11 protein-coding genes and 1 pseudogene are annotated in these 13,358 nt (G+C 40.8%); 4 read left to right on the forward strand and 8 right to left on the reverse strand.

What is annotated here, in order from left to right; all coding sequences use genetic code 11:
- Positions 1-18 precede the first annotated feature (18 nt).
- The 5 genes from FD716_RS12200 to purL all read right to left on the reverse strand — a co-directional run bounded on the left by FD716_RS12200 (position 19) and on the right by purL (position 6,276).
- Positions 19-705: a hypothetical protein gene (locus FD716_RS12200; protein ID WP_139852589.1), complete on the reverse strand. Its 687-nt coding sequence runs from the start codon at positions 703-705 to the stop codon at positions 19-21.
- Positions 706-898: 193 nt separating this feature from the next.
- On the reverse strand, positions 899-1,213 hold the full coding sequence (locus FD716_RS12205) for an NGG1p interacting factor NIF3 (protein WP_139852590.1): 315 nt from the start codon (positions 1,211-1,213) through the stop codon (positions 899-901).
- Between the two features lie 177 nt (positions 1,214-1,390).
- Positions 1,391-1,888, reverse strand: coding sequence for a hypothetical protein (locus FD716_RS12210; RefSeq protein ID WP_139852591.1), 498 nt, complete (start codon positions 1,886-1,888; stop codon positions 1,391-1,393).
- 155 nt (positions 1,889-2,043) lie between these two features.
- Positions 2,044-2,184 carry a KGW motif small protein gene (locus FD716_RS18915; protein WP_171477039.1) on the reverse strand — a complete coding sequence of 47 codons (141 nt, stop codon included), beginning with the start codon at positions 2,182-2,184 and terminating at the stop codon, positions 2,044-2,046.
- 252 nt (positions 2,185-2,436) lie between these two features.
- Positions 2,437-6,276, reverse strand: coding sequence for a phosphoribosylformylglycinamidine synthase (purL, locus tag FD716_RS12215; protein ID WP_139852592.1), 3,840 nt, complete (start codon positions 6,274-6,276; stop codon positions 2,437-2,439).
- A gap of 352 nt (positions 6,277-6,628) precedes the next feature.
- Here purL and FD716_RS12220 point away from each other — a divergent pair, with 352 nt between their 5' ends.
- From FD716_RS12220 to ruvB, 3 genes are all read left to right on the forward strand, one after another.
- A complete protein-coding gene (locus FD716_RS12220; RefSeq protein WP_139852593.1) occupies positions 6,629-7,969 on the forward strand; it encodes a deoxyguanosinetriphosphate triphosphohydrolase in 1,341 nt (446 codons plus the stop codon).
- 163 nt (positions 7,970-8,132) lie between these two features.
- A complete protein-coding gene (gene ruvA / locus FD716_RS12225; protein WP_139852594.1) occupies positions 8,133-8,735 on the forward strand; it encodes a Holliday junction branch migration protein RuvA in 603 nt (200 codons plus the stop codon).
- Between the two features lie 14 nt (positions 8,736-8,749).
- On the forward strand, positions 8,750-9,757 hold the full coding sequence (ruvB, locus tag FD716_RS12230) for a Holliday junction branch migration DNA helicase RuvB (protein ID WP_139852595.1): 1,008 nt from the start codon (positions 8,750-8,752) through the stop codon (positions 9,755-9,757).
- A gap of 126 nt (positions 9,758-9,883) precedes the next feature.
- Here ruvB and FD716_RS12235 read toward each other — a convergent pair whose 3' ends face one another.
- The gene (locus tag FD716_RS12235; RefSeq protein ID WP_139852596.1) at positions 9,884-10,552 is read right to left on the reverse strand and encodes a hypothetical protein; all 669 of its coding nucleotides are present in this window, start codon (positions 10,550-10,552) and stop codon (positions 9,884-9,886) included.
- Between the two features lie 515 nt (positions 10,553-11,067).
- Positions 11,068-11,448, reverse strand: coding sequence for a hypothetical protein (locus FD716_RS12240; protein ID WP_139852597.1), 381 nt, complete (start codon positions 11,446-11,448; stop codon positions 11,068-11,070).
- A 166-nt stretch (positions 11,449-11,614) separates the two neighbouring features.
- Here FD716_RS12240 and FD716_RS12245 point away from each other — a divergent pair.
- A pseudogene (locus FD716_RS12245) lies at positions 11,615-11,761 on the forward strand (ISNCY family transposase); the annotation flags it as partial.
- 685 nt (positions 11,762-12,446) lie between these two features.
- On the opposite strand, the gene FD716_RS12250 reads toward FD716_RS12245, so the two are convergent.
- On the reverse strand, positions 12,447-12,860 hold the full coding sequence (locus tag FD716_RS12250) for a hypothetical protein (protein WP_139852598.1): 414 nt from the start codon (positions 12,858-12,860) through the stop codon (positions 12,447-12,449).
- Positions 12,861-13,358 lie beyond the last annotated feature (498 nt).

Below are 13,358 nucleotides of genomic sequence, written 5' to 3' on the forward strand. Positions count from 1 at the left end.
TTAAGCTGCTCATGCTTTTTACTTTATTTTTTCTAATGGCACCGTAAATACAATAGAGGTAGATCCCATAATTAGGTCAGTATATTCAAGAAAATACTGTGTTGTTTGAATATTTTTCAAACTAAAGAGTTGCCACATTTTTTCTTTGTTTTCCTGACTAAGCGCTGGATCAACCAAAACTCCGTCATTAATTTTATAATAGCCCCTAAGAAAAGTCTCATAATCTTCTAGAAAGATATTATATTGTGTTAAAAACTCACTGTAGGCTGCTAAGTCTTTCACTTCCAGTTTAGATAAATCAACTTTATATAAAACCACACGTGGGCTTAAATGACTCTGACACTGCACTACAGCTTTAGCAATAAAAGTTTCTGCAACAATATTATCTTTCATTACTGCACTGTCTTCAGTTTTCCTCGGTTTAAAATGCGAGCCAGTTTTTATTGTAATCTCTTTTACCTGATGCTGTGATGAAGCATCGTTACTTTCACTTGGCACCACTAAATTATATTGATTCGCTTGCTTCTCAATACTAAATAATGGACTCAACTGACTGCTGTTCAATGCCTTCTTTATGATTCCATTTAGCAATTGATTACTTTGCTTTGAAACCGTATATTCACCAAGCAGTGCTTGTTCACAACTTTCAGCAAATACACTGCGACTTAAGGTCAATAAAAGAACAAGAAAAATCTTTATTTTCATCATCATCCTAAGCATGCTTTCAATAAATTTAAAATAATAAAAAGTATAAAAATAAGTAAAGTGGAATTTAATATAAAATTTCACTCACTTTATGCCTGAAATTTAATTAAAGCAAGTGAAGGTAATTAGGTTTGCTGTCTGTTGATTGCTCAAGCAACATTGGTGGAAATAAAAAGTCTATTCTTATAAAAGACTAATCTATATTTACCATCTGAATAAACTCAAAAGCAGGCTCTTCATAGGGATGACTGGCTTTGAGTGCTTGAGCCACCAGTGATGCTTTTGCTTCAGGCACAATGGTTTCTACACGCCATTCTGGCAGTTGTTCTAATTGATTTAATTCGCCAATAAAGGGCTGCGCGGCTTTCACTGGCTTAAACTGGCCTAGGCCTAAGACTTGCCAAGCACAGTGTTCATAATCACCAATACCACCGGCCCCAGCTGCAAATATCGCAGCCTTCGTACTTTCCAAATGCGATTCTGGTACATAATAAATGAGTTTTAACATTGCTTACCCCTAGAGGCTGTGCGATTGAGATACTGATTGTCCCAAATCAATATTCTTCTTACACGCTCAACTTAGATTAAAGTCGCGGACTATTTGGCGAATATTTTCAAAATAAATCTATATCACCCAAAGTAGATTCAAGATTAAAACCACTTTGGGCAATCGCAGCATGATTATTTATCCCGGAAAATCACAGAGCAATTTACTATTGCCTTGTGGGGTTTCTTGCAAAGGCAAGTCATAAGTCCATGCATCCCCCATGGCTTGATGTAGTTTTTGACTGACCTGCCCTGGCTTTCCTTCAAAGACATAATAATACGCCCATGATTCCTTGCCTTTGGTTGCTGTGCCTTTCAATGCCATTTTAATCACTTTCACGCCATAGACATTAAAGTTAACGGCAAAGTCATTTTGTACCACGGCTTTGGTTTGGTATTGCTGATAACCCTGAATCCCCAGATAAGTATTTTGGTCGAGCTGCATGCTTTGCTTATTTTTATTTAATTGTGCGGCTTTATTTCCCAGAGAATGAAAGTCGTAAACAAAGTTCATCATACGACTCGGTATTTTACAATTGAGTGCGTCGGTATTAATGAGTGTGTTGACATTAATTTCTTTGGCTGATGCTGTGGCGCTCAGCGTTACAGCCATGATGAAGAAACTCAGCTTTTTCATTATTAATCCCTATATATTCAGTGAAGTATTTCGACTGAATCAGTTTATAGGTTTATTTTTATAAATTAAATATCGCCATCAATCATTCATTTCAATGGCTTTTAAATCGGCTTAGGCCAGCACGATATGAGGCATATTACTTAAATGGTACGCGCTTAAAACTGCTGCCAAGACAATATACAAAGCATAAAGACCAATTGTAAGCCAATCACTGCAGCAAACCATTTCCAACCTTGTCGCCTTAATGCCGCTTTATCGATCAGCACATGGGGTGTAATTTTTTCTAGTTTAATCATGTGACACCTCTCGGTTTCGAATAGCATAACCTTTGCACTCACTTGCTTGTGCTCTCAGGCGTTGTTTAACCATCATTATGCATTTTGAAGATTCATCAATAGCATGATCTGACTAAAATTCAAACAACTTACTGCACAACTTTTTATTTCAAGCATCCTCATGCAACATTTAAACCACTTTTTATTTTGCTAAACGCAATAAAAAAGCCTCCTGATGGAGGCTCTCTTAAAGACTTAACATGCTTTGATGAATTAACCAATAAATTTACGTGCGTTACGGAACATACGTAACCATGCACCATCTTCGGTCCACTCTTCTGGTTTCCAAGAATGCTGTATTGCACGGAAGTTACGTTCAGGGTGCGGCATCATAATCGTAGCGCGGCCATCACGTGAGGTTAAACCTGAAATCGCTTCTGGCGAACCATTCGGATTCAATGGATACTGTTGTGTCGGCTGACCATGACTATCGACATAACGCATAATCACTTGCTGATTGGCATTTAAGCTGGCCAAGTTTTCAGCTGATGTCACCACACGGCCTTCACCATGCGCAACTGCGATTGGTAAAATTGAACCTTGCATATCTTCAAGCAAGACCGAGTTAGACTTCTCGATACGGACGTTGACCACACGCGCTTCAAACACTTCTGAGGTATTGCGATGGAAACGTGACCATGCTTCTGCGCCCGGAATCAGTGGTGCCAATTGTGACAACATTTGACAACCGTTACAGATCCCCAAGCTAAAGGTTTCATCACGTTCAAAGAACTGTTGGAATTGATCACGCAATTTCGGGTTAAATAACACCGATTTCGCCCAACCACCACCAGCGCCCATCACATCACCGTAAGAGAAACCACCACATGCTACGAGACCTTGGAAGTCGCTCAAATCAACACGTCCAGCCAATAGATCACTCATGTGAACATCGACGGTATTGAAGCCAACTTTGTCAAAAGCCGCTGCCATTTCAATGTGACCATTGACGCCTTGTTCACGTAAAATCACCATGTTTGGACGGCGTATATTGAGATATGGTGCTTCAACGGGTTCATTCAAATCGAATGTCGGTAATGCAATAATCCCTTTGTGCTCGCTGTCTGCGATCAGGCTAAATTCTTGATCAGCCGTTTCAACATTATCACGTAAGCGTTGGATTTGATGCGATACTTCAGCCCATGCCTGTTGTAATTCAACACGGCCAAGGGTTAAGCCATTTACAGTCAATTGATCTGTCGTATTGACTTGACCAACCACTGCAATTGCAGCGTGTAATGGTGAGCTTGCCAATTCAGCTTGGACTGAATCCCAAGCCGCTTGCGTCATTTGCAACACCGCACCAATTTCTTCAGCAAATAGGCTGGCAGTGCTTTGTTCTGTGAGTGCCACACCTAAGCGTGAAGCAAACATCATTTCCGCAACCGTTGCAACTAAACCGCCATCACCGATGTCATGATAGGCTTGGATCAGACCACGGTTATTCCAGTCTTGCACCAAATTAAAGAAAGCTTTGAAATCGTCAAAGCTATCTACGTCTGGCGTAATTTTGCCAAGCGCTTTATACACTTGCGCCAAGATCGAACCGCCTAAACGGAACTGACCTTTAGACAAATCAATGCGTACCAAGACTGAATCGGTATCGGCTTTGAGTTCAGGCGTTAAAGTTTTACGTACATCAAGCACGGGGGCAAATGCAGTAATGACACCCGTCATTGGTGAGGTCACTGATTTATCTTGACCTGCATCATCTTGCCACGTGGTACGCATTGACAATGAGTCTTTGCCCACTGGAATTGCGATACCGAGCGCAGGACACATTTCCATACCGATGGCTTTGACACCCTCAAATAAGGCTTGGTCTTCACCGCTTTGACCTGCTGCTGCCATCCAGTTTGCAGACAATTTAATGTCGCTAATCTGGTCAATATTGGCACACATAATATTTGAAATGGCTTCAGCCACAGACAAACGCGCAGATGCAGCTGGATTGAGTAAAGCCACTGGAGGACGTTCGCCCATCGCCAATGCTTCACCGGTATAACCAACTAAGCTGGTGGTGGTCACTGCAGCATCTGCCACAGGTACTTGCCAACGACCGACCATTTGATCACGTGCCACCATACCGGTAATCGAACGGTCACCAATGGTGATCAAGAACGATTTAGACGCAACCGTTGGGTTTTTCAGTACACGGAAAATCGCATCTTTGAGATCAATTTTCTGTACATCAAATTCAGTGCCTTGGCGTTCAGTAGTTTCATATGAACGGCTCATACGTGGTGTACCACCAAGCATGACTTGCATTGGCATATCCACTGCTTTGTTGTTGAATAATGGATCTTCAACAATGAGTTCACGTGCTTCAGTGGCTTCACCGAGCACCGCAAATGGGCAGCGTTCACGCGCACAAATTTCTTCAAACAATGGCAAAGATGCTGGACGAATCGCTAAGACATAACGTTCTTGCGCTTCATTTGACCAGATTTCCATTGGCGACATGCCTGGTTCAAGCGATGGAATCTTACGTAAATCTAAGATTGCACCCAACTCGTGGTCATTCACCAATTCTGGCATCGCATTGGATACACCACCTGCACCGACATCATGTACCGATACAATTGGGTTTTCATCTTCAAAGCGCCAGCAGGTATCGATGACTTCTTGGCAACGACGTTCCATTTCTGGATTTTCACGTTGTACCGAAGCAAAGTCGAGGTTTTCACCCATGGTTCCGCTGTCTACAGAAGATGCAGCACCACCACCTAAGCCGATCAACATCGCTGGACCACCCAGAACGATCAGTAAATCGCCCGGTTGAATCGCATCTTTTTCCACGTGATCTGGACGAATATTCCCGTAACCACCAGCAATCATAATCGGCTTATGGAAGCCTTTTACATCGCCATTGACGTTTTGTTCAAACGTACGGAAATAACCGTTCAAGGCTGGACGACCAAATTCGTTGTTGAACGCAGCACCGCCCAATGGGCCTTCGATCATAATTTGTAATGGTGAAGCGATACGTGATGGCTTGCCATACTGCTCTTCCCACGGTTGTTCAAAGCCTGGGATATTCAGATTTGATGTGGTAAAGCCAGTTAAACCCGCTTTCGGTTTACCGCCACGACCTGTAGCACCCTCATCACGGATTTCACCGCCTGAACCCGTTGCAGCACCGGCAAATGGGGCAATCGCAGTTGGATGGTTATGGGTTTCAACTTTCATCAATATATGAGCAGCTTGGCTCTTATATTTATAAACCTGATGGCCCGTTTCTGGGTCTGGTTTAGGATAGAAACGTTGGGTATCGAAGCCCACAATCACAGACGCGTTGTCTTTATAGGCAGACAATACGTCGGTTGGAGATTCTTTATAGGTATTTTTAATCATTTGGAACAAAGACAATGGCTGTAATTCACCATCAATTGTCCATTCTGAACCAAAGATTTTATGACGACAGTGTTCAGAGTTGGCCTGCGCAAACATCATCAATTCGATGTCATGCGGATTACGACCAATTTTAATGAACGCTTCGGTTAAATAATCGATTTCTTCAGCAGAAAGTGCAAAACCAAATTCGTTATTGGCTTTTACCAATGCATCTTTGCCTTGACCTAAAATATCAATGGCATTCAGCGGCTTTGGTTCAGTTTCTGAAAAGAGCGCACGGGCATCTTCAATTTGATTGAAGACGCTTTCTGTCATGCGATCATGTAATGCCAACTTTAATTCAGCAGAAACAGTGTTAATGCCTTTTAAAGTAAACAAAACACCGCGTTCTAGGCGGTGTACAGGGGTATTACAATTGGCAAAGATATCGGTGGCCTTCGATGACCACGGCGAAATCGTACCCACGCGCGGCGTGACTAAAACTTGAATTTCATCACTGGCAGCTTGGCGCAGTTCGAAGCTTTCACCATCGTTGAGCAACTGAATGGCGGATTGCTGTTGTTGCTCGTTGAGCGCTTGGTCAAACAGATAAACCCATTGGCTTTCGAAAGACTGAACAGAACTCGTTGATTCTAGACGATTTATGAGTTGAGTTTTCTTAAAAGAAGAGTGTGCTGGTGCACCGGCCACGATAAACATGCTGATTTTGGCTCCACGGGCAGGTCGCTAAACCTTACCGCAATGTGACTTGAAGAGAGCGCATATTCTACTGCGAAAGCATCCATTCAGCTAGTCATATCCACTTGTTAAAATCGAGTTTTATTCATCAAATCCCATTATTCCCCTATAAAGTACCAGTGTTTATGCTTTAACCGTCGATAAAATAAGCACTAAACTCTACTTACAATGCGATTAATGCCCCAGTATTTCTATGGGCAGCCTTAGCCACCCCTGAAAAAAACCTGCACCAAGACAAATCATGTCGTGGCATGCTAGTGCTTTAAATATTTTTTTGGCATGATGGCAGACAAGACATAGCGAATAATGATAAATGATGCAAATGCGTTGGTTAGAACTTCTTTCAACCGTTCGAATTGGGCGTAAAACCCAAAGTTCAGAACAAGCCCGTAGCCCTTTCCATAAAGATTATGATCGTATTATTTTCTCTCAAAGCTTTAGGCAGCTCAATCGCAAAACCCAAGTCCATCCCCTCACCCAGCATGATGGAATTCATACCCGCCTGACCCATTCACTGGAAGTGTCCTGTATTGGTCGTTCACTGGGCATGCTGGCTGCTGAAAAAATTCAAAAAGAATTACCCGTCTGGATTTCCCCTGCCGATGTTGGTGCGATTATCCAAGCGGCCTGTTTGGCGCACGATATTGGCAATCCACCCTTTGGTCATGCCGGCGAATATGCGATTCGAGAATGGTTTGATGATGCCTCGCACACCGACTTTCTCAAAGACTTAAGTCCAGAACAACAAGCCGATGTGCGCCAATTTGAAGGCAATGCTCAAGGACTCAGACTACTCAGTAAAATTGATTATCATCCCAATGATGGCGGTATGCGTCTGACCTATGCCACTTTAGGGGCCTATTTAAAATATCCATGGTTGTCTAAAACCATTGCCGAACAAGCCGATCTACCAGCCAGTCAACGTGCCAAGTTTGGTTGTTACCAAGCTGAAAAAGAGATTTTAAAGCAAATTGCAGAACAACTCGGACTGATCAAACTCAGTGAATATCATTATTGTCGTCATCCGCTAACCTACTTGCTCGAAGCTGCCGATGACATTTGCTATGCGCTGATCGATTTAGAAGATGGCATTATTTTAAATATGCTCAGCTATGAAGAAGTTGAACCGATCTTCTTGGACTTGATTGGGGATTATCCACGCCCTGAAGAACTACACATGCCACACAGTACGTGGCAGCAAAAAATCGCAGCCTTACGGGGTCGCGTAATGAAACGCTTGGTTGAAGAAGTTACTACAGCCTTCGCCAAACATCATTTTGAGATTATTTCGGGGCAACTGAAAGGCAGCTTATTGCAGTACTGCGCTGAAGATATTGAAGTTGGGATCAACCGTGCTAAAAATCTGGCCCGCGATAAAATCTTTCAGCATCCACAAAAGTCGGGACTGGAAATTATTGCCCATCAAAGTTTGCAACATATCTTAGATGCCTTTATTCCACTGACCACCCCGCATAAAACCTTAAGCTTTAAAGAAAGTCGGTTAATGTCGATTTTAGATCGCTTTGGCGCACGTTTCAGCGATGATCACTATGACAATATTATGCAAGTACTCGATATTGTGAGTAAATTCTCAGATCATCAGGCTTATCATTTGGCGCAAGAGTTACAAGGCAACAAAGTCGGTTTTTTATAGATGCAGGCTATGCTTGTTCTTTCTTTCATCTGCCTGCATGGATCAAATCGGTACGCCAGCGCAAAATGCTGCGCAAAGCAATTTTGCGTTTAGAACAAATGGCAACTACTATGCAAGCAGCAACCCATACATTAACTACACTAACCCAGAAGTGAATCATTAAATGATCGGATGTCTTATCGGTGAGGTTTTGGCTTTAGAAGCACCCACTGTACTTTTAAATGTCAACGGTGTCGGCTATGAAGTCGATACCCCGCTTTCGACATTTTGCCAATTGCAAAAAAGTCAAAAGGTCACATTATGGACCCATCTTGTGGTCCGCGAAGATGCACAGCAACTGTATGGCTTCTTAGAACAGCAAGATAAAATTATTTTCCGTACCCTACTTAAAGTGAATGGCGTTGGCCCGAAAATGGCGTTGGGAATTTTATCGACCCTCAGTGTGGAACTGTTGATTCATACGGTTGAAACTGAAGATATCAATACCTTAATTAAAGTACCAGGCGTGGGTAAAAAAACCGCTGAACGCTTGATGATTGAGTTACGTGATCGCTTTAAAGCTTTGGCAAGCAGTCCAGCGCCCGCCAATTCAACCAACACCCAAATTCAATTCAGTGCCAATTCACCAGTTGCCGAAGCAGAAGCCGCCCTACAATCGCTGGGTTATAAACCTGCCGAAGCACAAAAAGCAGTGGCTGCGGCCAAAGGCGACTTTACCGAATCTGCCGATATTATTCGTGCAGCACTTAAATCAATGATGAAATAAAGAATTCAATTCCTATGCAAGATCGCCTCATCAGTGGTTCTGAAAAACCTGAAGATCATTTTGATCGTGCCATTCGCCCGACCTCATTGGCTGACTATATTGGTCAACCAGTGGTGCGTGAACAAATGGAAATTTTTATTGGTGCGGCACGCGGCCGTGGTGAAGCGCTTGATCACACCTTAATTTTTGGTCCACCGGGTTTGGGGAAAACCACCTTGGCCAATATTATTGCACGTGAAATGGGCGGTAACCTCAAGTCCACTTCTGGGCCAGTGCTGGAACGTGCTGGCGACCTTGCCGCCATCCTGACCAACCTTGAAGAAGGCGATGTGCTGTTTATTGATGAGATCCATCGTCTATCCCCAGTGATTGAGGAAATTCTCTATCCAGCAATGGAAGATTATCAACTCGACATCATGATCGGTGAAGGTCCCGGTGCACGCTCGATTAAGCTCGATCTGCCCCCCTTTACCTTGGTTGCAGCAACCACACGTGCGGGGCTATTGACCTCGCCGTTGCGTGATCGTTTTGGGATTGTGCAACGCTTAGAGTTTTATTCGGTGGAAGACCTCACCCATATCGTGGCACGTTCTGCCAATTTAATGGATGTCCCGACAACTTCTGATGGCGCTTTAGAAATTGCACGGCGCGCACGTGGCACGCCACGGATTGCCAACCGTTTATTACGTCGGGTGCGTGATTATGCTCAAGTCAAAGGCAATGGTGAAATCACCAAAGAAATGGCGCAACGCGCACTGGACATGCTCAATGTCGATAAAGATGGTCTCGATACCCTAGACCGTCGTTATCTCAGCATGTTACTCGAACGTTTTGATGGTGGCCCTGCTGGGGTTGAAGCATTGGCGGCAGCAATGGCGGAAGATTCAGGCACGCTTGAAGATGTGATTGAGCCGTATTTAATTCAGCAAGGTTATGCCATGCGTACCGCACGTGGTCGCATTGCCACCAACCAAGCCTATTTACAGTTTGGTATGACGCCACCTGAGCCGAAAGAAAAGTAGCTCAAAAAAATACGATATTTTAATCCGTCGTAAAATGCGAAGGACCGATATATTAGACCGTTTTCCTAAATCGCTTTTATGAAAGCAGTCTAATATCGCCCTAGCACAGATGATTCTCAAACAGCTTCACTTCAACTCATAAATTTCTTTTTGTGCAGCAAGCACGAAATTATTCAGATGCATTTGCAGTTCCTCAAATGCTTTTTTAAAGTCATGTAATTGCACTTGCGCCTCGGCATAACTGGCATCAAAAGAAACATAGATCTCCCACGCAGCCGTGTTGATTTTTTTCATATCATTCTTAATATTTAAATGATGATCAACATTGAGATCGAGATAAATCATAATTTTTGCAGCCAACGCATTGAGCTGATATAAATCTTCTTTAATATAGTGTTGACTCTTTTCAATGCTGACCTCCCCTTCACAAATATAATGATTGTGGATGGTCACTCCAGAAGCATTCTCAAATAATTCAAACTGAAAATAATATTCTGCAATCAATTTTCGCAGTTGCAGCAGATTGTCACTTTTTAAATCGGTGAGTTTCAATTCATTTTGCGCAGAGATTAAATATTTATTCGAAGCAATGGTTTGTTCAGTGGTTTTTCTCACAATATAAGCCGTGATTAAAAAGCCAATCAAACTCACCACACAAGACAGCAAGATCGAAATGGCCACCACCCAATCGGTGGAATGTAATAACTCTAAATTAATTTTCTGATCACTGGCTTGTTCTAAAACAATGGTTTGAACATTTTCTTGTTGTGCCACACGCATTCCCTCAACAGCCATTCAATATAAAACCTGAATACCAATGCAGTCTTTTAAATCAATGACGATAACCCATTTAAATAGCGATTGTTTAATACTTATTTCACAAATTTAAAGCATAGCGTCGAATAATCAAGCAAAAGACCACTGTTGTAACAAATGAACTATTAACCAAAGTTATTTAGTTGGTCGTGTCACCCCTTGTTGCACAGGGTTTCTCCAGTTCCTGTAACTGCTCCATAGCCCTACAGTTTAATTTTTTGTTCTTGGTCTGAATGTAGCTGTAAATTTCCTGTCTCTAAATCACAGACCATAGAGCGTTTGTCGGTAGCAATAAGAATACAGTCTTCCCAATATGCTGAGAGGGTAATGCTCCCCCCTTAAATAATTATTTCGCATAAGGTGTATTATGTTGATTTTAGATTTTCTAATCATTCCAAGAAAAGTGTAAATAATAATAGTCATCTTGATATGTAACTACATAATCAAGATAGCAAACATCAAATGAGCTGTTATCTAGCAAATATAGCTTTAACTCATATTCTGAATATGCTTTCCAGAAGTTCTATAATTTTTGAAATTATATTTTTTTTAACAATCTCATGCTCATCTGAAATTTGAAAATTGTCACCAAAGAGCCATTCATTTAAGGATTTATTAAGCTGCGTTTTCCAACCTAATATTGGTTCATATGTAAAATTTAATTTAGAAAATGGAGAGTGATTATATTCAGAGTGTCTTATTGATTCTCGAATAAAAAATTCTGTGAGACTATTTTGAAGTGAACCTTTGTTATATATGGGCTCTATATAAAAATCATGCGATACAGTATGACTGTTTAAGGTAGCCATACAATCTAAATAAGCATTTAGAATAAATAATTTATGATCAGTTTTGGAGTGTTTTTGAACATTCATATCAGTTTTCAACATTCTAAGAGTTCTATCGCATTAAGGATTTCGGATCAATTTAACATAATGGGCGTTATATGAAGTTCAGATGTAAGTCCAAAATAGAAATGTCCGCTTATAGAATACTCTTTTCAGAAGTTTTCTTAGCGGGCCGTTTAAGATGTTGGTATCTATGTCGGATAAAGAACTTAAGCAATTGTCAGTCTTGCAAGAAATCTGTGATCGGCGCATTACACAATCTAAAGCCACTCAGCTATTACAAATATCAGAACGCCAGATTCGGAGATTAATTCAAGGATACAAGGTTCAGGGTGATGCAAACTATTAATAGAATGAGCAAAGACCTTCTCAAAAATTCATAAAAACAAAATAGTTGTGAATATATTTCCTCACTTTCTACGGGCAGATCAAAGTGAGGATTTTTGCATAACATTACCTAGAGACTAATATTCATTTTAGGGAATTTTTAATACGACAGAACCCTAATATTCAAAATACTTTTCTGGGTAAAAAGTCAAATATATTACAAGAATGAATGGTAATAATGTTCCTAACAAAGAGCAATATCTTAAAAAAATATCCAAATCACTCGAGTTTTCATTTACAGACGGTGATCCAAATACTGGGGTATTATTGAGTACGACTATCAATGGCATAGGTATTAACAAATATAAAAAAAGACTGGGAAAGTAAAAATCAGCCCTGAATATAAAATAGTATCTAACTGTAATAATAAAACTTATGACTATTGAAGCAATAGATAGATATTTACGATATTTCCCCATTAAATAATTTAACAATATATATTTCATCATAACGAACATCCTGATTGCCTAGGATTCTTTATACATCCAATAGAATGAGCAAATACCTTCTCCAAAATGAGGGGCTTTCAATTTACTCAGTCTCGGCCTTACTCACTCTCTCTACATCAACTATTTTGCCATGTTTCGATATTCTGCAACGCAACATTCGATTAAGTCGGAACGAATACAATTTAACGATCAATCTCTTTCAAGTTCATCATATCTTTTTGAGCCTAGACCAAAATCAGCTTTGTATATTAATAGCTTGGTAATATCTTTATTGCAGAGATCCTCTACATCAGCACCAAATTTTTCAATAGCAATTAATTTATCATTTTCAGATTCATGTACTGGAACTTCATAAGCCCTTTCAACGAGATTCATGATGCCATCTAGGGCTCTCTGCCTTAGCTTCATATTCCCACTGTATTGCTCTTCTATGCTCTCGAATGTTTGTATTATTAGCTCAAGAGATGTTAATCCTTCTTGCCTTTGGGTCATAACAAGCCTAGCTGACTCATTAAATTTTGCACATGCCACGCTATAGTCAATCTCTTGAGCATTTACATCAAAACCAATAACGGCTAAAAAACAAATTAATATCTTTTTCATGTGCTAAACATTGCTTTATATTTCGCTATATTATCTGCATCATAAAGTTTTAAAGCAAATAGATACTGCTCCATTGCTCTAATTCAGCTTAAATGCAAAGACTGAACACCGACCCAATTCCTTAAATAAATCAAAGCAACTCATTTAAATAACGACTATGTAATACTTATTTCACAAAATTAAAGCAGAGCCTTGAATAATCAAGCAAAGTCATTCAACCAGTCGTATCCCCAATGGCCCACTTCTTGGTTTTAACTTGAACACATACGCATACAACGAGGCGCAGCATCGAAGTATTAAAAAGCCAATAGCGTGCACGACAATTAAATATGCTTAGGCTATTGAAAGTTTAAATTTATACACGATTCAGTTCACTGTATAAATATGCTTCAGCAATTCAACTTCACCGCAGTTTGATCTCTTGCGCCATTTGCCACAAAAATCATTATGATAAACTCCCCGCTATATTCAAACATCTGCATCAAACAACTTCGCAGC

Origin of the sequence: Acinetobacter pullicarnis (assembly GCF_006352475.1) — a bacterium.
Classification (GTDB): Bacteria; Pseudomonadota; Gammaproteobacteria; order Pseudomonadales; family Moraxellaceae; genus Acinetobacter; species Acinetobacter pullicarnis.

Excerpts from the sequence above, each read along its gene's own strand:
- FD716_RS12240 (WP_139852597.1), bottom strand. The coding sequence starts at position 11,448 with ATGAATGTTCAAAAACACTCCAAAACTGATCATAAATTATTTATTCTA.
- purL (WP_139852592.1), bottom strand. The coding sequence starts at position 6,276 with ATGTTTATCGTGGCCGGTGCACCAGCACACTCTTCTTTTAAGAAAACT.
- ruvB (WP_139852595.1), top strand. The coding sequence starts at position 8,750 with ATGCAAGATCGCCTCATCAGTGGTTCTGAAAAACCTGAAGATCATTTT.
- FD716_RS12200 (WP_139852589.1), bottom strand. The coding sequence starts at position 705 with ATGAAAATAAAGATTTTTCTTGTTCTTTTATTGACCTTAAGTCGCAGT.
- FD716_RS12205 (WP_139852590.1), bottom strand. The coding sequence starts at position 1,213 with ATGTTAAAACTCATTTATTATGTACCAGAATCGCATTTGGAAAGTACG.
- ruvA (WP_139852594.1), top strand. The coding sequence starts at position 8,133 with ATGATCGGATGTCTTATCGGTGAGGTTTTGGCTTTAGAAGCACCCACT.
- FD716_RS12250 (WP_139852598.1), bottom strand. The coding sequence starts at position 12,860 with ATGAAAAAGATATTAATTTGTTTTTTAGCCGTTATTGGTTTTGATGTA.
- FD716_RS12220 (WP_139852593.1), top strand. The coding sequence starts at position 6,629 with ATGATGCAAATGCGTTGGTTAGAACTTCTTTCAACCGTTCGAATTGGG.
- FD716_RS18915 (WP_171477039.1), bottom strand. The coding sequence starts at position 2,184 with ATGATTAAACTAGAAAAAATTACACCCCATGTGCTGATCGATAAAGCG.
- FD716_RS12235 (WP_139852596.1), bottom strand. The coding sequence starts at position 10,552 with ATGGCTGTTGAGGGAATGCGTGTGGCACAACAAGAAAATGTTCAAACC.
- FD716_RS12210 (WP_139852591.1), bottom strand. The coding sequence starts at position 1,888 with ATGAAAAAGCTGAGTTTCTTCATCATGGCTGTAACGCTGAGCGCCACA.